This is a genomic window from Microbacterium sp. CR_7, from assembly GCF_041954755.1.
Classification (GTDB): domain Bacteria; phylum Actinomycetota; class Actinomycetes; order Actinomycetales; family Microbacteriaceae; genus Microbacterium.
The window spans coordinates 204,430-228,412 of sequence record NZ_JAVAYF010000002.1; the positions used below are offsets into that span (position 1 = coordinate 204,430).

Here is a 23,983-nt window from a genome sequence, read left to right on the forward strand (position 1 = left end):
AGGAGTGCCGACGATGGCACGCAACATCCGCACGACCAAGACGCTGGCCGCCGTGGCTGCGCTCACAGCGGCAGGAGTGATCCTGAGCGGCTGCGGCGCCGGCTCAGGAGACGAGGGCGGCGACGGCCAGACCCTGAAGCTCTGGCACTACGAGGGCGCGGACAGCGCCATGGGCAAGGCCTGGGCCGAGGCCATCAAGATCTTCGAGGAGGAGACCGGAGCGACGGTCGAATTCGAGGAGAAGTCGTTCGAGCAGATCCAGAAGACGGCGAGCCAGGTGCTCGACACCGACGCCGCCCCCGACCTCATGGAGTTCAACAAGGGCAACGCGACCGCCGGGTTCCTGGCCTCGACCGGCCTGATCGCCGACATCTCCGACGCGGTCGACGAGTACGGCTGGGACGAGAAGCTCGCGCCTTCGCTGCAGACCACCGCGAAATACTCGGAGGACGGCGTGATGGGCGGCGACACGTGGTTCGGCATCCCGAACTACGGCGAGTTCGTGGGCGTGTACTACAACCAGGACGCGTTCGCCGAGGCCGGCCTCGAGATCCCCACCACGTACGAGGAGTTCGTGGCCGTGCTCGACGCGTTCGTCGCGAAGGGCGTCACCCCGCTCGCCGAGGCCGGCGCCGAGTATCCGCTCGGTCAGCTCTGGTACCAGCTCGCGCTGCTCGAGGGCGACCGCAGCTTCGTCGACGCCTACCAGCTGTACGACGGCGAGGTCGACTGGCAGGGGCCGGAGATCAGCTCCGCGACCGAGACGCTGAAGGAGTACGTCGACAAGGGCTACATCGCCTCCGACGTCTCGTCGGTCAAGGCCGAGGACGCCGGCGTCTCGTTCATCAACGGCACCTCGCCCATCTTCGTGTCGGGCTCGTGGTGGTTCGGCCGCTTCGTCGCCGAGGCGACCGGCTTCGACTGGACGATGACCGCGTTCCCCGGTGCCGACCTGTCGCTCGGATCCTCGGGCAACCTCTGGGTCGTCCCCGAGAACGCCGCGAACAAGGACCTGGCCTACCAGTTCATCGACATCACGATGCGTCCGGAGATCCAGGCCATCATCGGCAACAACGGCGGGCTGCCGGTCGCCGCCGACACGGCCGACATCACCGACGAGAAGAGCGCCGCGCTCATCGAGACGTTCAACGGCGTGCTCGACGCCGACGGCCTCTCCTTCTACCCGGACTGGCCCGCACCCGGCTTCTACGACGTGATCGTGCAGGAGCTCCAGGGCCTCATCACGGGATCGCAGGACGCGGAGACCACCGACAAGAACCTCGGCGAGCAGTACGACGAGGGCACAGCGGAATTCCGTTGATCGATTCGCGGAGGGCGGCGCCCGCGTCGCCCTCCGCATCCTTCCTGGAGAAGAACATGACACTCGCCACGCGCGAACCCCGCACGAGTACGGGCCGCACCAAGCTGCCGCCCGAACAGCCGTCGATCCCGCAGCGCCGCGGCGGCACCGGCGCCTACTGGATGTACCTGCTGCCCGGCTTCGTCCTGCTGCTGGTCGTCGTCATCGTGCCCCTGATCTGGAACGTGTACCTCACCTTCACGAAGTGGAAGGGCGTGCGCACACCGGAGTTCATCGGACTCGAGAACTGGCAGAAGATCCTCACCGACAGCGACTTCTGGACGTCGTTCGGGAACTCCGTGTGGATGATCATCGCGATGGTGGTCGTCCCCACGATCGTCGGCCTCGTCGTGGCCGCTCTCCTCTTCGACGTCGTCGGACGCAAGTTCGGCGGCAAGGTCGGCAGCTTCCTGCGGGCCACGTACTACCTCCCGCAGATCCTCCCCATCGCCGTCGCCGGCATCGTGATCGGCTGGATCGTGCGGCCGGGGGGCGACGGCGCCCTCAACCAGATCCTCGGCGCCTTCGGCATCCCCTCCTACGACTGGCTCGGCCAGATGCCCTCCGCGCTGATCGTTCTCATGGTCGTCATGGTCTGGGTGCAGCTCGGCTACCCCGTGGTGGTGTTCATGGCCGCCCTGCAGCGCGTCGATCCGGAGCTGTACGAAGCGGCCGAGCTCGACGGCGCGAACTGGTTCCAGCGCTTTTCGGCCATCACCATGAGCATCATCCGTCCCGAGATCTTCGTCGTGACGCTCACCTGCACGATCGCCGCGCTCAAGGTCTTCGGCCCGGTGTACATCATCACGCGCGGCGGGCCGGCAGGCTCGACTCTCGTGCCCGCGTACTACGCGTACCAGGAGTTCTTCACCAAGCGGAACGTCGGGTACGGCGCGACCATCGCGACCGTGCTCACCATCGTCGTGGTCATCGTGTCGATCATCTTCATCCGGGTGCAGAACTCGCTCGAGCGCAAGGAAAGGGCGGGTCTGTGATGCACGCCACCACCGCCATCGTCACCGGCAAGCCGGCCAAGACCCGTCCCCGCGGCGGCATGACCAAGAAGCGCCCGGTCGACTGGCTGCTGCTCGCGCTCATCGTGATCGGCGCCCTGCTCGTGATCGCGCCGTTCTACCTCGTGCTCGTGAACTCGTTCAAGTCGCCCGTCGACTACGCCACATCCGGGCCGCTCGCGTTCCCCGAGTCCCTCGACTTCGGCGGGATCATCAAGTTCTGGGAGCGCGTGAACTTCCCCGAGAAGGTCTGGAACTCGATCTTCATCTCGGGCATCGTCGCTGTGCTGGCGGTCGTGATCTCGATGCTGAACGCCTTCGCGATCGGCATCGGACGCGTGCGCGGTCGCTCCTGGATCGTGCTGCTCTTCCTGCTCGCGAACCTGCTGCCGCAGGAGGCGCTGCTTTACCCGCTCTACTACATGTTCAAATCCGTCGGGCTCTACGACAACGTGTGGTCGGTCATCATCGTGTTCACGGTGATCCAGGCGGCGTTCGGCACCTACCTGCTCTCGTCGGTCTACGGCACCTTCCCCAAGGAGGTGCTCGAAGCCGCGTCCCTCGACGGAGCCAACCGCTGGCAGATCCTCTGGCGCGTCGTGTTCCCGATCAGCCGCCCGACACTGTCGGTGCTGCTCATCTTCTTCTTCATCTGGACGTGGAACGAGTTCCTCATCCCCCTGACGTTCCTCGCCTCGAACGCCAACCAGACGGTACCGGTCGCGATCAGCGTGCTGCAGGGCGATCGCCTGATGGACGTCACCACCACGAGCGCGTCCGCGCTGCTCGGCATCATCCCCACGCTCATCTTCTTCCTCATCTTCCAGCGCACGCTGACACGCGGCATCACGGCAGGAGCAGTCAAGTAATGAAGTTCACCGACGGGTTCTGGCAGCTGCGTCCGGGCGTCACGGCGCTCTATGCGCAGGAGGCCTACGACATCGCCGAGACCTCCACCCCCGACGGTCCGGGCATCGTCGTCACCGCGCCGACCATGGTGATCGCCAAGCGAGGCGACACGCTCAACCGCCCCGTGCTCACGACGACGCTCTCCTCCCCCGCTGAGGGAGTGATCCGGGTGCGAATCGCCCACCACGTGGGCGGACGCTGGCACGGCGGCTTCGCTCTCACGGGCGCGGGGTCGGGATCGGCTCGCGTCATGCTCGACGACGCGGGCGGCGCTCTGGATGCCGGTGCGCTCGTCGCGCGCATAGCGCCGGGGGCGCCGTGGGACCTCTCGTTCGAGGTCGACGGACGCCGCGTCACGGGCAGCGGCCACAAGGCTCAGGGCTACATCCAGCTCGGCGCAGGAGCGCAGGTCGACCAGGGAATCGTGTCGAACGCCCGGCAGGGCGGACCCGCCCCTACGGCATCCGCGTTCGTGCACGAGCAGCTCGACCTCGGCGTCGGCGAGCTCGTGTACGGCCTCGGCGAGCGATTCGGCCCCCTGGTCAAGAACGGCCAGTCGGTCGACATCTGGAACGCCGACGGCGGCACATCGAGCGAGCAGGCGTACAAGAGCATCCCGTTCCACCTGTCGAACCGGGGCTACGGCGTGCTCGTGAACGATCCTGGGCACGTGTCGTACGAGATCGGCTCCGAAGCCGTCGAGCGGGTGCAGTTCTCCGTGCCCGGCGAGGTGCTGGAGTACTTCGTCATCGCCGGCCCCACCCCGAAGGACGTGCTCGGCCGCTACACCGCGCTCACGGGCCGCCCGCCCGTCGTACCGGCCTGGTCGTACGGCCTGTGGCTGTCGACGAGCTTCACCACCGACTACGACGAGCAGACGGTCACGTCGTTCATCGACGAGATGGCGGCGCGTGAACTGCCCGTGTCGGTGTTCCACTTCGACTGCTTCTGGATGCGCGAGTTCAACTGGTGCGACTTCGAGTGGGACCCCCGCGTGTTCCCCGACCCCGACGGGATGCTCGCACGCCTGCACGAGAAGGACCTGCGCGTCTGCGTGTGGATCAACCCGTACATCGGTCAGCGCTCGCCCCTGTTCCGCGAGGCGGCCGACCAGGGCTTCCTGGTGCGCCGCCCCGACGGCTCGGTGTGGCAGTGGGACCTGTGGCAGGCCGGCATGGGACTCGTCGACTTCACGAACCCCGAAGCGACGGCCTGGTACCAGGCGCACCTGCGCCGTCTCGTCGAGCAGGGCGTCGACTGCTTCAAGACCGACTTCGGCGAGCGCATCCCTACCGAAGTCGTCTGGGCCGACGGCTCCGACCCCGTCCGCATGCACAACCTCTACACCGACCTGTACAACCGGGCCGTGCACGATGTACTGACCGAGGCACGGGGTGCCGACGATGCGGTGCTGTTCGCCCGCTCCGCGACCGCGGGCGGCCAGAGCATGCCCGTGCACTGGGGCGGTGACTCGACATCGACGTACGCGTCGATGGCCGAGACCCTGCGCGGCGGACTCTCCCTCGCCCTCAGCGGCTTCGCGTTCTGGAGCCACGACATCGGCGGCTTCGAGGGCACACCCGACGCCGGGGTGTTCAAGCGCTGGACGGCCTTCGGTCTGCTGGGCTCGCACTCGCGCTTCCACGGATCCAGCTCGTACCGGGTGCCGTGGGCGTTCGACGACGAGGCCGTCGACGTGACCCGCCGGTTCACCCACCTGAAGATGCGACTCATGCCGTACCTGTACCAGCAGGGACTGGATGCCGCGGCGACCGGGATCCCCCTGATGCGGCCGATGCAGCTGGAGTTCCCCGACGACCCCGCAGTGGGCTACCTCGACCGCCAGTACATGCTCGGATCCAGCCTGCTCGTCGCTCCCGTGTTCTCGGCCGACGGGTCGGTGGAGTTCTACCTGCCCGAGGGCGAATGGACGTCGCTGCTCACGGGCGAGACGGTCACCGGGGGCGGATGGCGTCGCGAGACCCACGGCTTCGACTCGCTGCCCCTGTACGTACGCCCTGGCGCGGCGCTGCCGTGGGGTGCGCGCACCGACCGGCCCGACTACGACTACCACGAGGGTCTCGACGTCCGGGTCTTCCCCGGGGGGAGCGGTCACGGTTCGGTGACGGTCACGAGCCCCGACGGCGACCGGAGGACGTACGACGTCGATCTCAGCCAGGTCACTCGCTGAGGAGGGCGGGCCGCTCGGGACAGCTCGCTGGGGTGTCTCCCTGACGCTTGTCGGGCCGCTGCTCCGGCCAGATCACGCGGACAGCTCGCTGGGGCGTCTCCCTGACGCTTGTCGGGCCGCTGCTCCGGCCAGATCACGTGGGCCAGCTCGCCGAGGCCGGCTCGCCGAGGCCAGCTCGCGGACGCGTCTCCCTAACGCTTGTCGGGCCGCTGCTTCCGTTCGTTCCACGCGGCGAACGCGGAGGCAGCGGCCCCGGCGGCGCGGTCGAAGGCCTCCGCCGACCGCGAGATCATGTCCTGCGCGGCATCCTGCCAGGTCGATGCAGCCGGAGCCTCGCCCGCCTGCACTCGCGCCGCATACTCCGCCGCCTCGAACGCGCGCTCCAGGTCGGCGACTGCATCGCGATAGGCGGCGAACTCCGCCGGAGTCGTGACCTTGCCGCTCGCAGCACGGCGCGCGTCGACCGCGACACCCGCGGCACGCAGGTAGGCGGCCGTCGCGGGCTGCTTGACGTCGGTCATCGCGGGGTAGGCGATCTGCAGCGACGCATCCGTCTCGTACCGCATCCACCGTGCGGTGATCGCGTCGTGCTCGGCCTGCAGTCGCTCGAGCGGACGAGGAGCGGATGCCGCGGGCAGCGCTGCCCGCGCCGCGCTGAGCCGCACCTGCTTGGCACGGACGTCGGCCGCGGCGGCCTTGGCGTCGTTCTCCTTCTCGCGCAGCATCCGTTTGGCTCCGGCGACCTGCTCGGCCGTCGCGCGTCGCGCGCTGCGCTCGGCCGAGACGCGCGCATACTCCGCTCGTGCCAGCCGAGCGGCCATGCGACGCTCGGTCGCGAGCTGCTGCGCCTGTCTGAGGTCGTGCCGCGCGGCGTCGACCGCGAGCCGGCGTCCGCTCTTTATGCTCCGCCTCCGCATCCCGATGCCTCCCGCGGCGACCCCTCCGGCCGCGACGGGCGCGATCCACCACCACTCGATGAGCAGCAGTGGATCCATGCTTCGATGCTACCCAGTGCCCGCGACTCTGTCCCCGTCCCGTCCGCTGCGCTCCCCGCCCCGTCGCCTCCTCTGCTGCCTGCTCTTTTGCCCCGTCCGTTCTCGGACGGCCTCAGGTTCTTCGGATGATCGCGCCCGGACCATCCGATAAACCGCGATCTCCCCGCTCTACGCTCCGCGCGACGAGTTCTGCACCGACTCCCAGGCGCGACGGACTATAGACAGAGACCGCGTTTACGCGGAGACCGCGCACACCGTGGATCCCCCGAACACGGCACCGTGATCGCCATGGACCTCACGACATGGCTGCATGCACGCCAGGGCATCGCACATCGCGCCGACCTCCTCGACGCAGGATTCACGGTGAACGCCATCCGTCAAGCGATCGCCTCCGGCGTCGTTCGCAGACTGCGTGCGCGGTGGGTCGCCCTTCCCGACGCCCCGGTGTCGCTCGTCCGAGCCGCTGAGTCGGGCGGCCAACTGACGTGCGTGTCCGCCGGCCGACACCGCGGATGGTGGGTGCCTCCCGGCGTCTCCGACATCGTCCACGTGCACCTGTCTCCCCGATCAGCGTCTCCGACCGTCGAAGTCGTCGCACACTGGTCTCAAGCTCTCGCACCTGCTCGCCCGCGCGCGATTCTCGCCTCCGTCGAAGACTCGCTTGCTCACGCGGCCCGGTGCTTCCCTCTCGATCAGGCGGTAGCGATCTGGGAGAGCGCTATGCGAATGGAACGGCTGACGATCGAATCGCTGCGACTTGTTCGATGGCGTGACGCCGTCGCCAAGCGCTGTCTCAACCACTTGTGGCCGGGAACGGACTCATCCCTCGAAACGATCTTCCACGTTCGACTCAGCTCGTGGGGAGTCGCCATGCGAATGCAGGTACAGCTCGCCGGACATGCCGTCGACTTCCTCATCGGCACTCACCTCGTCGTCCAGATCGACGGGTGGAGCTATCACTCGTCCGCGTCCGACCGTACTCGCGATATCGCTCACGACGCCGCTTTGCGGATGCGCGGGTACACCGTCCTTCGCTTCTCCTATGACCAGGTCATCAACGGCTGGCCGCGCGTGGAACACGCACTCGCCGCCGCTGTCTCGCGCGGGCTGCACCTCGAACCCGCCTCGTGAAATCGGAGGGGCGCCCGATTTTCGGAAGCTTCCTGTCGGATGATCCGAAAATCCGGCACCCCTCCGAGAACGTCCGGCTAGACGAGCGTCTCCTGCCAGGCCGCATGCAGCTGTGCGAACTTGCCGGTGCCGCCGATGAGCGCGTCTGGGCTGTCGTCCTCGATGATGCGGCCGTGCTCCATCACGAGCACGCGGTCGGCGATCGCGACCGTCGACAGACGGTGCGCGATGATGATGGCCGTGCGGTCCTTGAGCAGCGTCTGCAGAGCATCCTGGATCAGTCGCTCCGACGGGATGTCGAGCGACGCCGTCGCCTCGTCGAGGATGAGCACCGACGGGTCGGCGAGGAATGCGCGCGCGAACGAGATCAGCTGTCGCTGCCCCGCCGACACCCGACCGCCACGCTTGTTGACATCGGTGTTGTAGCCGTCGGGCAGCGACGAGATGAACTCGTCGGCGCCGACCGCGCGGGCGGCCGCACGGATCTCGTCGAGCGACGCGTCGGGCTTGCCCAGCGCGATGTTGTCGGCCACCGTCCCGCTGAAGAGGTACGCCTCCTGCGTGACCATGACGATGGCGCGCCGCAGGTCCTTCGGGTGCAGGTCGCGCAGATCGACACCGTCGAGCGTGACTGTGCCGAGCGAGGGATCGTAGAACCGCGAGATCAGCTTGGCCAGCGTCGACTTGCCTGCGCCCGTCGTGCCGACGAGCGCGATGGTCTGCCCCGCGGGGATGTCGAGCGAGAAGTTCGGGAGGATCGTCTTCTCGCCGTTGTAGCCGAAGGTGACCTCGTCGAACCGGACATGTCCGCGCGACTCCCACAGGTCCACAGGCTTCTCGGGGTCGGGCACCGTCGGCACCTCTTCGAGGACCCCCGACACCTTCTCGAGCGCAGCCGTCGCCGACTGGTACGAGTTCAGGAACATCGCGATCTCCTGCATGGGCGCGAAGAAGTTGCGCACGTACAGCACCGCCGACAGCAGCACACCGACGGTGAGCGCATCGGCCGACACCCGGATGCCGCCCCACAGCACGACGATTCCGAGCACGAGGGCCGCGACCCCCATGAGCCCGGGCTCGAACGTGCCGAACAGCAGCATGGATCGACGGTTGACATCGCGGTACTCGCCTGCGATCTGCTGGAACGAGTCGTCGTTGCGGGGTTCCTTGCGGAACGCCTTGACCGCGCGAATGCCCGTCATGGTCTCGACGAACTGCACGATGACCTTCGCGCTGATGACGCGCGACTCGCGGTACACGAGCTGCGAGCGCGAGTAGAACCAGCGCATCAGGAAGAAGAGCGGGATGCCGCCGATGGCGAGGATCAGTCCCGACTGCCAGTCCCACACGCACAGGGCGATGAACGTGAACAGGCCGAACAGCACTCCGGAGACGAGCTCGTTGAGGCCGCCGTCGAGCAACTCGCGAATCGAGTCCAGGTCGCTCGTCTGCCGCGAGATGATGCGACCCGACGTGTACGACTCGTGGAACTCGAGGCTGAGTCGCTGGGTGTGCAGGAAGATCCGCTTGCGCAGGTCGAGCAGCACGGCCTGGGTGAGCTTGGCGGCGATGATGACGTACCAGGCGATCATGGCCGCGGCGACGGCACCCGCGAGCAGGTAGACGCCGCCGATCATGAACGTCGGCATCCAGTCGGCGCGGTCGAGCACGGCGGGCAGGGCGCGGTCCAGGCCGATGCTGATGAGGATTGGGCCCGACACCTGCAGCGCGGTGGAGATCACGAGCACGACCGCGGCGAGCACGATCTGCGGCTTCAACGGGCGCACGAGCGATCCGAGCAGACGCAGCGACCTGCGGCGGATCGCCCTGCTCTCCTCGCGCGTGTAGCGGGAGCGGTCCTCGTCCTGGGTTCCGGTGATCGCGGAGCTCATCGCTGCACCTCCTTCTCGGTGAACAGGTCTTCGTCGTCGGGCGTCTCCTCGCGGATGCCCTCGCGCACGGCATCCTCGATCTCGTCCTGCTCGTCGCGAATGATCGGGATCGCGCCGGTGCGCGCCGCCTCCTCGGCCTCGAGGCTCGAGATGACGTGCCGGTAGTGGCTGCTCGACTTCAGCAGCTCGGAGTGCGTGCCGACCGCCGTGACGCGTCCTGCCTCGAGCAGAGCGACCCGGTCGGCGAGCGCCACCGTCGAGGGGCGGTGGGCGACGATCAGAGCCGTCGTGTCTGCGAGCACATGGCGCAGCGCCTCTTCGACGAGCGCCTCCGTGTCGACATCGAGCGCCGACAGCGGGTCGTCGAGCACGAGGACCTTGGGCTTCGCGGCGACGGCACGGGCGAGGGCGAGTCGCTGACGCTGCCCACCGGACAGGCTCAGCCCCTCCTCGCCGATGATCGTCTCGACGCCCTCGGGGAGCGTGTCGACGAACGACGCCTGTGCGACCTCGAGCGCTTCGCGCAGCACCCGCTCGGCCTCGTCGCTGTGCACGTCGAGGTCGGCGCGGCCCAGCAGGACGTTCTCCCGCACGGATGCCGAGAACAGCGTCGCGTCCTCGAAGGCCATCGCTATGTGCTGACGCAACTCGGCGAGCGGCAGGTCGCGCACGTCGACGCCGTCGAGGGTCACGCGGCCGCCGGTCACGTCGTACAGACGCGTCGGCAGGGTCGTGAGCGTCGTCTTGCCGCTGCCGGTCAGACCGACGAGCGCCATGGTCTCACCCGGACGCAGCACGAGGTCGATGCCGTCGAGCAGGTCGCGCTCGTGCTCCCCTGCGTCCTGGTAGCGGAAGTGCGCACCATTGAAGGCGAGCTCGCCGCGCGGGTTCTCGATGTGCACCGGGTTCTCCGGATCGGTGATCGTGTTGATCTCGGCGTAGATGTCGAACACGCGGTCCGTCGCCGTGCGCGCGTCGAGCATGAACGAGAACAGGAACCCGATCGACTCGATGGGCCAGCGCAGCACGGTCGCCATGGCGAAGAACGCGAACAGCTCAGGCAGCTCGATGGCTCCCTGCGAGATCAGCCAGATGCCCGACATGAGGCTCAGACCGAACGCGATCTGCGGCATGAGGTCCAGCCAGAACCAGATCGACGAAATCGCTCCGGCCTTGCTCATCTCGGTCTCGCGCAGCGTCTCGGCCTGGCGGCTGAACCGACGGAGGGCGTGCTTGCCGCGCCCGAACGCCTTGAGCACGCGGATGCCGTGCACGCTCTCCTCGACGCTGGTGGCGAGGTCGCCGGCCTGGTCCTGGCTGCGACGGGTGAGGGCGCCGTAGCGCTTCTCGAACAGGTAGCCGCGGATCCACAGCGGGATCGCCGTGACGATGAAGATCGTGCCCAGCAGCCAGTGCCAGCGGAAGAGCAGCACGGCGCCGATGATGATGGTCAGGACGTTGACGACGAGCAGCACGAGACCGAACGCGAGCCAACGGCGGATCAGGCCGATGTCCTGCATCATGCGGCTCAGGAGCTGACCCGACTGCCAGCGATCGTGGAATGCGACGGGCAGTGTCTGCAGCCGCGAGTACAGCTCTGTGCGCATCTTGTACTCGACCTGGGTCGCGGGGTTGAGCACGAACTGACGGCGCAGCCAGACCATGAGCGCCTCGCCGAGGGCGAGGCCGAACACGGCGAGCGCGCCCCAGACGATGGCGTCGATGGCTCCGGTCTGCACGGGCCCGCGGATGATCTGCTCGAGAACGATCGGGATCATCAGGGCGATGACGGCGGCGGCGAGCGCGCTCAGCGCACCGCCCGCGAGACGCCAGATGACGGGCTTCACGAACGGCTTTAGCCGCCACAGGGCTGCCGGGGTGGAGAGGGATGACGAGGGTGAGCTGTTCGACGATGAAGGCGAGGAAGACATGTCTCTCAGACGAGTTTCGTATGGAAAGCGGTTACTGAACGGACGCGCGCGGGCGCGAAGAAGACTCTCGGAGCCCGGCGCCGGAACGGTGAAGTCGCGAGCGGTGAGTCGCGACGCGACTCCGAGGTGGGCTCTAGCGGAGCGGACGCGCCGGGGTCGAGCCGTGAGCGGCGATCGGCGCGATGACGATCGATGTCATGATGTCCTCCTCAGGGGCTCGGCGATGTCGTCCGGTCGGCGCGACAGCCCATCAGCCTATTCCTGAGAACCAGCTGAGCGCAAGAGAGATTCCCGATCTGCAGAAAGTTGCGGATCCGCCTCTCGACCCGGGCGCCGAGTCAGATCCCTGCCGCTTCCCGCGCGAGGAGGCTCTGCTTCACCGGCAGCCCCCACGCGAAGCCGCCGAGCGAGCCGTCCGTGCGCAGCACCCGATGGCAGGGCACGAACAGCGCCGGGGCGTTGCGCGCGCAGATCGAGGCCGCGGCGCGCACGGCTTTCGGGTTGCCGAGGCGGGCGGCGAAGGAGGTGTACGTCAACGGCTCCCCCGCGGTGATATCCCGCAGCGCCGCCCACCCCAGCTGCTGCAGCGCGGTTCCGTACTGCGCCACCGCCACGGCGTCGATCGCCGTCACGTCGCCGGCGTAGTACGCGTGCGCAGCCGCTGCGGCATAGGTCTCGCCGTCTCGCACGTCGACAGGGCGGTGCGCGGACGGGAGACGGACGAGGATGGCCTCGTGATCCCCCGTCCAGCCGGAGGCGAGCACGCGCTGCTGCTCGTCGGCGAGGATCGTGAACGGCCCGTCGGGAGTGTCGATGGTCTGGATGAGGGCGGTCATGAGGACTCCTTTACAGGGGACGGGACGCTCGCACGGGGCGGGGTGTCCGCGAGAGACGGCGCAGGTGCGAGAGACGGCATAGGTGGGACAGACGGCGCAGGTGCGCTCGCAGCCGCCGCACGACCGCCGCGGGTGGGACGCTCTCGCACAGGACGGACCGGTGCCGCGCGCCACAGGTGCGCGCTGAGGTAACTCCGCCACGGCGCCACGCGCTCCGCCCACGCCACCAGCGGCTTCGGGTCGACCGGCAGTCCCGAGGCCGCCGCGCCGGCGCGCAGCGCGACGTCGCCGGGAAGCATCACGTCGGGGTCGCCGAGCACCCGCATCCGCACGTAGTCGGCGGTCCACGGCCCGATGCCGGGCATGGCGAGCAGTGCCGCGCGCTGCTCGCCGGCGTCGTCGCCGACTGTGAGCGTCAGCGAGCCGTCGGCGAGGGCCCGCGCCGCTCCGACGATCGACCTGATGCGTGCGGCGGGCCCGCGGAGGACCTCGGCGCCACGCTCGGCGATCTCCGACATGGTCGGGAACAGGAGGCCGCCGTCGATGCGCTCGCCCAGTGCCTCGGTGAGCGCGGTCAGCGTGGTGCGGGCTGCGACCACCGTGATCTGCTGCCCCACCATCGCCCTGATCAGCATCTCGTGCGGGTCGGCCGAACCGGGTACCCGGATCCCCGGCGTGCGTGCCACGAGGGGCGCGAGCTCCTGGTGTGCACTCAGCGCCTCGTCGATCGCGAGCGGATCAGCATCCAGATCGAAGATGCGTCGTGCGGTCGCGACGAGCGGCGCGAGGTCGCCGAGTCGGCTGACGCGCGCTCGGAGGTGCAGGCGCTCATCGGCATCCCGCCGCACCTCGAACCAGGCGGGGCCGCCGCCCATTCGCAGGTGCCGGGAGAAAGACGCCTCTCCCGCCTCCTCCACGCCGGGAACCGCGCGCGCGGCCATCCACGCGAAGATCCCCGACGAGTCGAGCGGTCCGCGATACGGCAGCACCAGGTCGATGGACCCCGGCACGCCGGTGATGCTCCCCCGTCGCCGCGCGCGCAGCTCGCCCGGCGTGAGGCCGAACACCTCGCGGATCGTGTCGTTGCACTGCCGGATGCTCGCGAAACCCGCGGAGAACGCGACCTCCGACACCGCCATGCTCGTGCCGACGAGCAGCATCCGGGCGGTGTGAGCGCGATGGGCGCGCGCCAGGGCGAGCGGTCCGGCGCCGAGCTCGGCCGTGAGCAGCCGCGTGAGATGTCTGGTTGAGTATCCGAGGCGCACGGCGAGACCCGAGACGCCCTCGCGCTCGACCACCCCTGTGGAGATCAGGCGCATGGCCCGCGCGGCGACGTCGCTGCGCACGTCCCACGCGGGCGATCCCGGCGCCGCCTCGGGCAGACACCGTTTGCAGGCGCGGTAGCCCGCCTCGTGCGCGGCCGCGCTCGTCGGGTAGAACGTGACGTTCTCGGGCTTGGGCGTACGCGCAGGGCAACTGGGGCGACAGTAGATGCCGGTCGTGCGCACCGCCGTGACGAACTGCCCGTCGAAGCGGGTGTCGCGCGCACTGATCGCGCGGTACCGCTCGTCGAAGTCCACCACGGGGAAGGTCATGACTCCACTCTGTCACGCGCCTCCGACATCGGCTGGCGGAAATCGGACACAGCTGTGAGGGCTCACGAATGACCTGCGAACGAACGAGAGGACCCTGCAGCCAGAGCCGCGGGGTCCTCTCGTTCTCAGTCGGTACAGACGATCCGTCAGTTGCCGGGACCGTAGAGATCCCAGAGGATCTGCGCGTCGCAGGTCTGCCACCACGGGTCGTCGAAGGGCGGGAACTCGAACATGGGGACTCCTTGTGTCTGATAGCCACCCGTCAGGGTGACGCTGAGCGGCCACGCTCGACAGCGGGCACTCGGTCCACGGTAGGCGGGCGCCGCAGGGTGCTCAAGGGATCCGTCGTCGAGCATCCCGATACACCGGAATGCCTCATCGTCGCCGCACGTCTGACGCGCGGCGTCGAGACACCGAGACCTTTCACTCGCGCCGAGACCCCCTCCCGCCGACGTAGGCAGAAGGGGGTCTCGGCGCGGATGTGGGGTCTCGGCGAAGAGATCCCGAGTGTCAGTGGAAGAAGTGACGCTCCCCGGTGAAGAACATCGTCACGCCGGCCTTGCGCGCGGCGTCGACGACCTCCTCGTCGCGCACCGATCCACCCGGCTGGACGATCGCCGTGATGCCGGCGTCGATGAGCACCTGGGGGCCGTCGGCGAAGGGGAAGAAGGCATCGGATGCCGCGACCGAGCCGGCCGCACGGTCACCGGCGCGCTCGACGGCGAGACGGCAGGAGTCCACCCGGTTGACCTGGCCCATGCCGACGCCGACCGTCGCATTGTCCTTCGCGAGCACGATCGCGTTCGACTTCACCGCACGGCACGCCTTCCACGCGAAGATGAGGTTCTCCATCTCCTCCTCGCTCGGACGCTCGCCGGACACGAGCTCCCAGTTCTTCGCGACCGAGCCGATGTCGTCGGGGAAGCGGTCGGCGTCCTGCAGCAGCAGTCCGCCCGAGACGAGGCGCACGTCCATCCGCTCCTGCTGCCAGTCCGCGGGCAGCTGCAGCAGACGCAGGTTCTTCTTGGCCTTGAAGACCTCCAGCGCGGCCGGCTCGAACGACGGCGCCACGATCACCTCGGTGAAGATGTCCTTGAGGTTCTCCGCCATCTTCAGGGTCACGGTGCCGTTCGCGGCGATCACACCGCCGTAGGCCGAGACCGGGTCGCACTCGTGGGCGCGCAGGTGGGCACTGGCGATCGGGTCGAGGGCGTTCGGGGCGGTCGTCGCGATGCCGCACGGGTTGGCGTGCTTGATGATCGCCACGGCCGGCTTCACCATGTCGTATGCGGCGCGCAGCGCGGCATCCGCATCGACGTAGTTGTTGTACGACATCTCCTTGCCCTGCAGCTGCGTCGCCTGGGCGATGCCATGGCCGCCCGATCGCGTGTAGATCGCGCCGCGCTGATGCGAGTTCTCGCCGTAGCGGAGGGTCGCGAGGCGCTCCGCCTGGATCGTGAGGTGCGCGGGCAGGTCGTCGCCGTCGTTCAGCGTGCCCTCCGCGAACCACGAGGCGACGGCGGTGTCGTAGGCCGCCGTGTGGGCGAAGGCGCGCGCAGCGAGCTCGCGCCGCTGGGTGAGCCCCGTGCCCCCCGCCTCGATGGCGCTGATGATGCCGGGGTAGGACTGCGGCGAGACGACGATCGCGACGTTCGCGTGGTTCTTCGCCGCCGCGCGCACCATCGCCGGACCGCCGATGTCGATCTGCTCGACGACGTCGTCGCCCTCGGCACCCGAGGCGACGGTCTCGACGAACGGGTACAGGTTGACGACCACGAGCTCGAAGGGCTCGATGCCGAGCTCGGCGAGCTGACGCTCGTGGTCCTCGAGGCGCAGATCAGCGAGCACGGCGCCGTGCACCTTCGGGTGCAGGGTCTTCACGCGGCCGTCGAGCATCTCGGCGACGCCCGTCACCGCAGCGACGTCGGTCACGTCGAAACCCGCGTCGCGGATCGCGGCGGCGGTCGAGCCGGTCGACACGATCTCGACGCCAGCGTCGGCGAGCGCCTTCGCGAGCACGAGCAGGTCGGTCTTGTCGCTCACCGAGACGAGTGCACGGCGGATCCGGACGGTGTCGCGGTCGCGGTACAGCGAGTGGTCGTGGCGGGGGCCGGCCATGAAGTGCTCCTTCTGCGAGAGGTCGTGGTACGAGAGGTCGTGCGTGATGGGGTTCAGGAGGTGAGCGACAACTCACCGGTCGCGATGCGGCGCACCACGTCGATGAGCAGGCGCCGCTCGACGGGCTTGATGCGCTCGTGCAGGGTGTGCTCGCTGTCGCCGTCGAGCACGGGCACGCGCTCCTGGGCGAGGATGGGGCCGGTGTCGACGCCGTCGTCGACGACGATGACGCTCGCGCCGGTCTCGGAGACTCCCGCGGCCAGTGCATCGCGCACGCCGTGGGCTCCGGGGAACTCGGGCAGATATGCGGGGTGCGTGTTGATGAGTCGCGGCGAGTACGCGGCGACCAGGTCGTGCGGCAGCAGACGCATGAGACCGCTCAGCACCACGAGGTCGGGCTTCCAGACGGCGAGCTGGTTCCCCAGCTCCTTCCCCCAGGCCTCCCTGCTCTCGTGCTCGTGCCACGGCACGGTGAAGCTGGGGATGCCGAACTCCTCGGCGTGCGCGAGACCGTCGGCCTGCCGATCGGCGCCGACGACGACGACCCGTGCGGGGAAATCGGGGTCACGAGCGGCCTCGAGAAGGGCACGAAGATTCGAGCCGGTGCCCGAGATGAGAACGGCGACCGTGAGCACGCGCCCAGTCTACCCGGGGCCTCGCACCGCCCCCGACCGCGAGTCAGGCGAGCGGATCGTCGGGATCGCGGCGCGGCAGGCGGAATCCTGGCGCGTCGCCGGAGGGCTCTGGGTCGGTCCACGACGAGCGGTTCGGATCCTCCCAGGACCGACGGTCGGGGTCGTCCCACGAGATCGCGACCCCCTCGTCGGAGGAGATGTCGGATGCCGCCATCGCGGCCACCCACCGATCGGTGCGCTCCTCGGCGACCTCGTCGCGGTGGCGGGGGGACAGCAGCAGGATCGCCGCACCCAGCATCACCTCGCCGCCGAGCGCGAGCGCGAACGGAAGCGGCGCGGGTCCGGCCTCCGCCAGGCGGCCCGGCCCGATCGACCCGGAGGCGAGGACCGCGGCGAGCGCCGCGATGATCGCCGTGACGGCGCCCGTGCCGACCGCGATGACCGCACGAGGGGCGGTGCGGAGCGGGGTACCCTCCCACACGAGTCGCGAGCGGACGGCCCATCCGGCGAACGCGCCGGCGCCGATCGGGAGCAGCACGACGATCAGCATCCAGATCGTGGTGTGCTCGGGGAGCAGCCCGAAGACGGGAATGCCCGGCACGACTCCGAGCTGCGTTCCGGCGGGTGAGACGGCCGAGCCCACGCCCACCGAGAATCCGGGGCCGGCGATCCACGACGTCGCCCACACGAGCATGGTGGGCAGGTAGGCGAGCTGGCCGAGGGTGATCACCGTGGCGCCGAGAGCGTCGACCCGTGTCGCCTGGAACAGGGCGACGACCTCGCCTCCCCGGACGAGCGTGAGGATCGCGAGGGAGAGTCCGGCGATCGCGGCGGTCGTCATGACGGCGAACGCCGCTCCACGGGCGATGGATGCCGGCACCGGACCCCACTCGCCCCACGAGTCCACGACGTCGTGCACGCGGTCGACGACGCTGCCGTCGCCGTCCTGCCAGGCGACGCGCACCGCGCCGACGAGCGCTCCCACGAGATACACCGCGGGAGGCAGCGCGATCGCGAGAAGCAAGGGCGTCTCTGCGGCGGCGAGGCGGCCCGTGAACGCGACCGCCGCGGCGATCACCGCCATCGTCACGGTGCCGGAGGCCACGCCGAGCACCCACGCCCCCGCCCGGGCCGCGCGGGCACCGGAGCGCGCGGCGAAGAGCAGCGTGAACAGCAGGAAGGCGAGCGGTGTCACCGACAGGGTGAAGACCGCGGCATCCGGGGCCACGCCCGCCGCGCGCAGTACCTCCGTGCCGATCTCGATATCGACGGGAGCACCGTGGCCGTACTGCCACAGAGTGCCGGCGAGCGGCCACAGCGCTCCCCAGTCGGCCGTCGCACCGAACGCCAGCGTCCAGAGCAGGGTGAGCGGTGCCAGTAGCGCGGCGAGCCCGACCGCGGCCGCGATGGCGGCGTCGAAAGCGGCGAGGAGCGCGACGAGGAGGCGTTGCATGACGTTTCGAGACTACGACGAGATGCCGCCTGTCGCCCGCGGGCGCGCGCGGGGCGGCGGACACGATATCGTCTCCTCCGGAGGTTCCCCGATGTCAACTGCCCCGTCCCCCACCACCTCAGAGACCGAACCGGCGAACGCGCTCGATCGCTTCTTCGAGATCAGCAAGCGCGGTTCCACCCTCGGCACCGAGATCCGAGGCGGCCTGGTGACGTTCGTCACCATGGCCTACATCGTGATCCTCAACCCGATCATCCTGTCCGGCTCCGCCGACGTCGACGGGAACTCGCTCGACTTCAGCGCCGTCGGCGCCGCCACGGCCCTGACCGCCGGCATTATGACGATCCTCTTCGGCGTCATCACGCGCCTGCCGTTCGGTTTCGCCGCGGGACTCGGCATCAACGCCTTCGTCGCGTTCTCCGTCGTCGGCCAGGTCACCTGGCCCGAGGCCATGGCGCTCGTGATGATCAACGGCGTCGTGATCGTGCTGCTCGCCGTCACCGGCCTGCGCAAGATGATCTTCGACGCCGTGCCGTTCCAGCTCAAGATCGCGATCACGGTCGGCATCGGCCTGTTCATCGCCTTCATCGGCTTCGTGAACTCCGGCTTCGTCACCGCGACCGGTTCTGCATCCCCGCCCGTCGGCCTGGGCGTCGGCGGATCCGTCGCCACCGTGCCGACGGTGCTCTTCATCGTGACCCTGATCGTCACCGGCATCCTCGTCGCCCGCAAGGTCAAGGGCGGGCTGCTGATCGGTCTCGTCTCCGGCACCGTGCTCGCGGTGATCGTCGAGGCGATCTGGCACCTGGGGGCCGCCGCCGAAGGCAACGCCGGCGGCTGGGGCCTCACCGTGCCCTCCCTCTCGGGTGCGCCGTTCAGCCTGCCGGACCTCAGCCTGGTCGGCGCCGTCGACTTCGGGTTCGACCTGAGCAAGGTCAGCCTGGTCGCGATCGTCATGATCGTCTTCACCCTCGTGTTCTCGAACTTCTTCGACGCCATGGGCACCATGACCGGTCTCGCCAAGGAGGCGGACCTGGCCGACGAGAAGGGCGACTTCCCCCGCATCAAGTCGGCCCTGGTCGTCGAGGGCGTCGGCGCGATCGTCGGCGGCGGCACCTCGTCGTCGTCGAGCACCGTGTTCATCGAGTCCGGCGCCGGCATCGGCGAGGGCGCGCGCACCGGCTTCGCGAACGTCATCACGGGCGCGATGTTCCTGCTGGCGATGTTCCTCACGCCGCTCACGTCGATCGTGCCGACCGAGATCGCCGCCGCAGCGCTCGTGATCGTCGGCGCGATGATGATGGCGCAGATCAAGTACATCGACCTGACCGACTTCAGCGTGCTGCTGCCGGTCTTCCTCACGGTCACCGTGATGCCTCTGACGTACTCGATCGCCAACGGCATCGGAGCGGGCTTCGTGAGCTGGGTGCTCGTGCAGGCGCTGTCCGGCAAGGCGAAGCGCATCAGCCCGCTGCTGTGGGTCGTCGCGGTCGGCTTCGTCCTGTTCTTCGCCCGCGGACCCATCGAGGCTCTGTTCGGCGTCGCCTGATCCCGCGACGACACCAGAGGGGCGGATGCTGCGGCATCCGCCCCTCTTCGTCTATGCATGCCGAGGAAGGGCGCCCCGAGCATGAGAAAGGCCCCGGGGTGGAGCCCGGGGCCTTCTCGTACAGCTTAGCGCGTCAGAGCGACTCGACGATCTCGCGCATCAGGGCTGCGGTCTCGGACGGCGTCTTGCCGACCTTGACCCCGGCGGCCTCGAGGGCCTCCTTCTTCGCCTGCGCGGTGCCGGCGGAACCCGAGACGATGGCGCCGGCGTGGCCCATGGTCTTGCCCTCGGGAGCCGTGAAGCCCGCGACGTAGCCGACGACCGGCTTCGTGACGTGCGCCTTGATGTAGTCGGCGGCACGCTCCTCGGCGTCGCCGCCGATCTCGCCGATCATGACGATGGCCTTGGTCTCGGGGTCGGCCTCGAACGCGGCGAGCGCGTCGATGTGGGTGGTGCCGATGACCGGGTCGCCGCCGATGCCGATGGCGGTCGAGAAGCCGAGGTCGCGCAGCTCGAACATCATCTGGTACGTCAGGGTGCCCGACTTCGACACGAGGCCGATCGGGCCCTTGCCGGTGATGTTCGCCGGGGTGATGCCGACGAGCGCCTCACGGGGGGTGATGATGCCGGGGCAGTTCGGACCGATGATGCGGGTCTTGTTGCCCTTGCTCTGGGCGTACGCCCACGCCTCGGCCGAGTCGCCCACGGGGACGCCCTCGGTGATGACGACCAGCAGCGGGATCTCGGCGTCGATGGCCTCGATCATCGCGTCCTTGGTGAAGGCGCCCGGCACGAACGCGATCGACACGTCGGCGCCGGTCTCCTTCATGGCCTCGGCGACCGAGCCGAACACGGGCAGCTCGACGGCCGCGCCGTCCTTGTCGGTGTGCGAGACCGTGGTGCCGGCCTTGCGGGCGTTCACGCCGCCGACGACCTGGGTGCCGGCCTTGAGCATCAGTGCGGTGTGCTTGGTTCCCTCACCGCCGGTGATGCCCTGGACGATGACCTTGGAGTCCTTGTTGAGGTAGATCGACATTCTTCTCGTCCTTCAGTCTCAGGCGTTGGCGAGCTCGGCGGCCTTGTCGGCGCCCTCGTCCATGGTGGCGGCCAGGGTCACGAGCGGGTGCGCGTACTCGGCGAGGATCGCGCGTCCCTCCTCGACGCGGTTGCCGTCGAGGCGCACGACGAGCGGCTTGGAGGCCGCGGAGCCGAGGGTCTCGAGGGCGCCCTTGATGCCGTTCGCGACGGCGTCGCAGGCGGTGATGCCGCCGAAGACGTTCACGAACACGCTCTTGACCTGCGGGTCGCCGAGGATGACATCGAGGCCGTTGGCCATGACCTCCGCCGAGGCGCCGCCGCCGATGTCGAGGAAGTTCGCGGGCTTGACACCGTTGTGGTTCTCACCGGCGTAGGCGACGACGTCGAGCGTCGACATGACGAGTCCGGCGCCGTTGCCGATGATGCCGACCTCGCCGTCGAGCTTCACGTAGTTGAGACCCGACTTCTTGGCCTTGGCCTCGAGCGGATCGGCGGCGTCCTTGTCCTCGAGCTCCTCGTGCTCCGGGTGACGGATCTCGGAGGCGTTGTCGTCGAGCGTGACCTTGCCGTCGAGGGCGATGATGTCGCCCTCCTCGGTACGGACGAGCGGGTTGACCTCGACGAGCGTCGCGTCCTCGCCCTTGTAGACGTCGAACAGCTTCACGAAGACGTCGGAGACCTTCTCGACGAGGTCCTCGGGGAAGTTCGCCGCGCGGGCGATCTCGACGGCCTTCTCCTTGTCGATGCCCGTCAGCGGGTTGACCTCGACGCGGGCCAGGGCCTCGGGTCGCTCGACCGCGAGCTCCTCGATCTCCATGCCGCCCTCGACCGAGCAGAGGCTGAGGTACGAGCGGTTGGCGCGGTCGAGCAGGACCGAGAAGTAGAACTCCTCGGCGATGCGCGCACCCTGCGCGACCATGACGCGCTTGACCACATGGCCCTTGATGTCGAGACCGAGGATGGCCTTGGCTGCCTCGTACGCCTCGTCGGGGGTCTTGGCGACCTTGACGCCGCCCGCCTTGCCACGGCCGCCGGTCTTCACCTGAGCCTTGACGACGACCACTCCGCCGATCTTCTCGGCTGCCGCCCTCACCTCCTCAGGGGTGTCCGCGACGATGCCGGCGAGGACCGGCACTCCGTACTTCTCGAAAACGTCTCGTGCCTGGTACTCGTACAGATCCACTGTGGTTCCTTCACTGGGCTGCTGTCTGGTAATTCTCTCGATGTCGAGACATCGACCAGTCCCCCAGCCTACTACCTCGGCCTGAGCGCCCCCGAGCGCGGGAACCGCTGGCGCGAGGCCACGGAGGTTCTAGGCTTTCGCTATGCGAGACTTCTCCGATTCGCGCGACGCCGTCGTCGCCGCAGCACTCGAGCTCTTCCAGGCCCAGGGCTTCGATCAGACCTCCGTCGAGCAGATCGCGAAGGCCGCCGGTGTCTCCCGCTCGACGTTCTTCCGCCAGTTCGGCGGCAAGGAAGACGTCGTGTTCGCCGACCACGAGGTCATGCTCGGCCAGCTCCGCGAGTACCTCGCCGAGGGTCACGACGATCCGTGGGGCGCCGTCTGCGCGGCATCCGAGTCGGTCTTCGCGCATTTCGCGCGCGATCCCGAGCTGGCTCGCCGCCGCTACCAGGTGGTGCGGCAGGTGCCGGTGCTGCGCGAGCGCGAGATCATCACGGTGTTCCGCTACGAGCGCCTCTTCGACGACTACCTGCGCACCGCGCTGCCCGGAGTCGATCCACTGGATGCCGTCGGCTTCGCCGCCCTCGTCACCGCGGTGCACAACCACGTGCTTCGGCAGCTGCTCCGCGGCAAGAAGAAGGTGCCGCTGTCGACGCTGCAGACCGCCCTCGCCGACGTGCGTCGGCGTTACGGCGTGCCCGCCGAGGCCGAGACCGGCGCGCCCGACGACGTCGTGGTCGCCGTGTTCCCCCGGTCGATGCCGGTCGCGGAGATCACGCGCCGCCTGCGGTCGCAGCTCGACTGACCCGTCGGCTCCACGCACCGAGCGGTGCTTCGCACGCCCGCCTTCGTGAAACCGAGTACCGAGGAGTACGATACTCAGGTCCACGAAGGAGTCCCCATGAGCACCGAAGCCTCCCCCGTCCCCGGCGAGCGGATCGCCTCGTACGACATCACCGCCCGGCAGGACAGCGACTACTACGCGGTGTTCGCCGACATCCCCGAGGCCGACCGCGCGGCGTGGGACCGCGCCAAGGCCTACATCGACGAGGTCGGACCGCAGATGGCGGATGCCTGGGACCGGGCCGAGTACCCCCTCGACGCCGCCCGCCGCATGGGTGAGATGGACCTCGTCGTCGACGGGATCGAGCACCCGTCCCTCACGCACCTCTCGCCGCTCGCCGCCGGCCTCGTCAACATGGAGATCTCGCGAGGCGACGGGTCGCTCGGCACCGTGCTCGCCGTGCAGGGCGGTCTCGCCCTGCGCACCCTCGCCCTGTTCGGGTCGCCCGCCCAGCAGGAGCACTGGCTGACGGCGCTCGCCGACGGCTCGGTCCTCGGCTCCTTCGCCCTCACCGAGCCCGACCACGGCTCCGACTCGGTGTCGCTCGAGACGGTCGCCCGGCGCGACGGCGAGGAGTGGGTCATCCGCGGAGCGAAGAAGTGGATCGGCAACGGCGCCTCCGGCGGCATCACGTTCGTCTGGGCGCGCGTCGACGACGAGACCGCCGCGGAGCACGGGGCCGTGCGCTGCTTCCTCGTGGAGCAGGAGACCCCCGGATACACGGGCACCGCGATCCGCGGCAAGGCGTCGCTGCGGGCCATCCACCAGGCGCACATCCGCCTCGACGACGTGCGGGTGCCGCTCGACGCGGTGCTGCCGGGCACGAAGAGCTTCAAGGATGCCTCGACCGTCCTCTACGCGACGCGCTCCGGTGTCGCGTGGTCGGCCCTCGGACACGCGACCGCCTGCTACGAGGCCGCCCTCGCCTACGCCAAGACGCGGGTCCAGTTCGGCAAGCCCATCGCCGGGTTCCAGATGGTGCAGGAACGACTCACCCACATGCTGGAAGACCTCACGGCGATGCAGCTGTACTGCCGTCGCCTCGCCGACCTCGAGACCGCGGGACAGCTGCGGCCCACCCAGGCGTCGCTCGCCAAGTTCCACAACACCCGCGCGGCGCGGCGCGTGGCGGCGACCGCACGCGACCTGCTCGGCGGCAACGGCATCCTGCTCGAGTACGGCGTCATGCAGCACATGGCCGACATCGAGGCCATCCACACCTACGAGGGCACAGAGAGCGTGCAGGCCCTGCTGCTCGGGCGTGACATCACCGGGAAGAGCGCGTTCGCCTGAGCGCTCGCGTGACGCGG

Annotated in this window: 18 protein-coding genes; 8 read left to right on the forward strand and 10 right to left on the reverse strand. The window is 69.0% G+C overall.

Going from position 1 to position 23,983, the window contains the following annotated elements; all coding sequences use genetic code 11:
• Positions 1 to 13: 13 nt before the first annotated feature.
• Genes RAC81_RS04215 through yicI form a run of 4 tightly spaced genes read left to right on the forward strand, consistent with a single transcriptional unit; the run spans position 14 to position 5,473 of the window.
• Positions 14 to 1,321, forward strand: a complete 1,308-nt coding sequence (locus RAC81_RS04215; protein ID WP_375081162.1) for an ABC transporter substrate-binding protein — start codon at positions 14 to 16, stop codon at positions 1,319 to 1,321.
• Between the two features lie 56 nt (positions 1,322 to 1,377).
• Positions 1,378 to 2,355, forward strand: a complete 978-nt coding sequence (locus RAC81_RS04220; protein WP_375081163.1) for a carbohydrate ABC transporter permease — start codon at positions 1,378 to 1,380, stop codon at positions 2,353 to 2,355.
• On the forward strand, positions 2,355 to 3,242 hold the full coding sequence (locus RAC81_RS04225; RefSeq protein WP_375081164.1) for a carbohydrate ABC transporter permease: 888 nt from the start codon (positions 2,355 to 2,357) through the stop codon (positions 3,240 to 3,242). Before RAC81_RS04220 ends, RAC81_RS04225 begins: the two co-directional genes overlap by 1 nt.
• Complete coding sequence (gene yicI, locus RAC81_RS04230) at positions 3,242 to 5,473, forward strand: alpha-xylosidase (protein ID WP_375081165.1); 2,232 nt, start codon at positions 3,242 to 3,244, stop codon at positions 5,471 to 5,473. Before RAC81_RS04225 ends, yicI begins: the two co-directional genes overlap by 1 nt.
• 191 nt (positions 5,474 to 5,664) lie before the next feature.
• On the opposite strand, the gene RAC81_RS04235 is transcribed toward yicI, so the two are convergent.
• Positions 5,665 to 6,468 (reverse strand): hypothetical protein, encoded by an 804-nt coding sequence (locus tag RAC81_RS04235; RefSeq protein WP_375081166.1) that lies wholly within the window; start codon positions 6,466 to 6,468, stop codon positions 5,665 to 5,667.
• A gap of 870 nt (positions 6,469 to 7,338) precedes the next feature.
• On the opposite strand from RAC81_RS04235, the gene RAC81_RS04240 reads away from it, so the two are divergent.
• Positions 7,339 to 7,599: an endonuclease domain-containing protein gene (locus tag RAC81_RS04240; RefSeq protein WP_375081167.1), complete on the forward strand. Its 261-nt coding sequence runs from the start codon at positions 7,339 to 7,341 to the stop codon at positions 7,597 to 7,599.
• 77 nt (positions 7,600 to 7,676) lie between these two features.
• Here the strand turns inward: RAC81_RS04240 and RAC81_RS04245 are convergent, their stop codons facing one another.
• From RAC81_RS04245 to RAC81_RS04275, 7 genes are all read right to left on the reverse strand, one after another.
• Positions 7,677 to 9,491: an ABC transporter ATP-binding protein gene (locus tag RAC81_RS04245; RefSeq protein WP_375081168.1), complete on the reverse strand. Its 1,815-nt coding sequence runs from the start codon at positions 9,489 to 9,491 to the stop codon at positions 7,677 to 7,679.
• The gene (locus tag RAC81_RS04250) at positions 9,488 to 11,422 is read right to left on the reverse strand and encodes an ABC transporter ATP-binding protein (protein ID WP_375081169.1); all 1,935 of its coding nucleotides are present in this window, start codon (positions 11,420 to 11,422) and stop codon (positions 9,488 to 9,490) included. Before RAC81_RS04250 ends, RAC81_RS04245 begins: the two co-directional genes overlap by 4 nt.
• Positions 11,423 to 11,760: 338 nt before the next feature.
• The gene (locus RAC81_RS04255) at positions 11,761 to 12,258 is read right to left on the reverse strand and encodes a methylated-DNA--[protein]-cysteine S-methyltransferase (RefSeq protein ID WP_375081170.1); all 498 of its coding nucleotides are present in this window, start codon (positions 12,256 to 12,258) and stop codon (positions 11,761 to 11,763) included.
• Positions 12,255 to 13,853, reverse strand: coding sequence for an AlkA N-terminal domain-containing protein (locus tag RAC81_RS04260; RefSeq protein WP_375081171.1), 1,599 nt, complete (start codon positions 13,851 to 13,853; stop codon positions 12,255 to 12,257). The genes RAC81_RS04255 and RAC81_RS04260 overlap by 4 nt, the downstream gene beginning before the upstream one ends.
• A gap of 510 nt (positions 13,854 to 14,363) precedes the next feature.
• Positions 14,364 to 15,971: a bifunctional phosphoribosylaminoimidazolecarboxamide formyltransferase/IMP cyclohydrolase gene (purH, locus tag RAC81_RS04265; protein ID WP_375081172.1), complete on the reverse strand. Its 1,608-nt coding sequence runs from the start codon at positions 15,969 to 15,971 to the stop codon at positions 14,364 to 14,366.
• Between the two features lie 53 nt (positions 15,972 to 16,024).
• Complete coding sequence (gene purN, locus RAC81_RS04270) at positions 16,025 to 16,606, reverse strand: phosphoribosylglycinamide formyltransferase (protein ID WP_375081173.1); 582 nt, start codon at positions 16,604 to 16,606, stop codon at positions 16,025 to 16,027.
• Positions 16,607 to 16,649: 43 nt separating this feature from the next.
• Positions 16,650 to 18,059, reverse strand: a complete 1,410-nt coding sequence (locus tag RAC81_RS04275) for a DUF6350 family protein (protein ID WP_375081174.1) — start codon at positions 18,057 to 18,059, stop codon at positions 16,650 to 16,652.
• Positions 18,060 to 18,150: 91 nt separating this feature from the next.
• Here RAC81_RS04275 and RAC81_RS04280 point away from each other — a divergent pair, with 91 nt between their 5' ends.
• Entirely contained in the window at positions 18,151 to 19,608 is a 1,458-nt protein-coding gene (locus RAC81_RS04280; protein WP_375081175.1) for an NCS2 family permease, read from the forward strand.
• A gap of 133 nt (positions 19,609 to 19,741) precedes the next feature.
• On the opposite strand, the gene sucD is transcribed toward RAC81_RS04280, so the two are convergent.
• Entirely contained in the window at positions 19,742 to 20,644 is a 903-nt protein-coding gene (gene sucD, locus RAC81_RS04285) for a succinate--CoA ligase subunit alpha (RefSeq protein WP_375081176.1), read from the reverse strand.
• Between the two features lie 18 nt (positions 20,645 to 20,662).
• A complete protein-coding gene (gene sucC, locus RAC81_RS04290; RefSeq protein WP_096714262.1) occupies positions 20,663 to 21,829 on the reverse strand; it encodes an ADP-forming succinate--CoA ligase subunit beta in 1,167 nt (388 codons plus the stop codon).
• A gap of 142 nt (positions 21,830 to 21,971) precedes the next feature.
• Between sucC and RAC81_RS04295 the strand changes: the two genes are divergently transcribed.
• Both RAC81_RS04295 and RAC81_RS04300 read left to right on the forward strand, forming a co-directional pair.
• A complete protein-coding gene (locus RAC81_RS04295; RefSeq protein ID WP_251586204.1) occupies positions 21,972 to 22,634 on the forward strand; it encodes a TetR/AcrR family transcriptional regulator in 663 nt (220 codons plus the stop codon).
• A gap of 96 nt (positions 22,635 to 22,730) precedes the next feature.
• A complete protein-coding gene (locus tag RAC81_RS04300; RefSeq protein WP_375081177.1) occupies positions 22,731 to 23,966 on the forward strand; it encodes an acyl-CoA dehydrogenase family protein in 1,236 nt (411 codons plus the stop codon).
• Positions 23,967 to 23,983 lie beyond the last annotated feature (17 nt).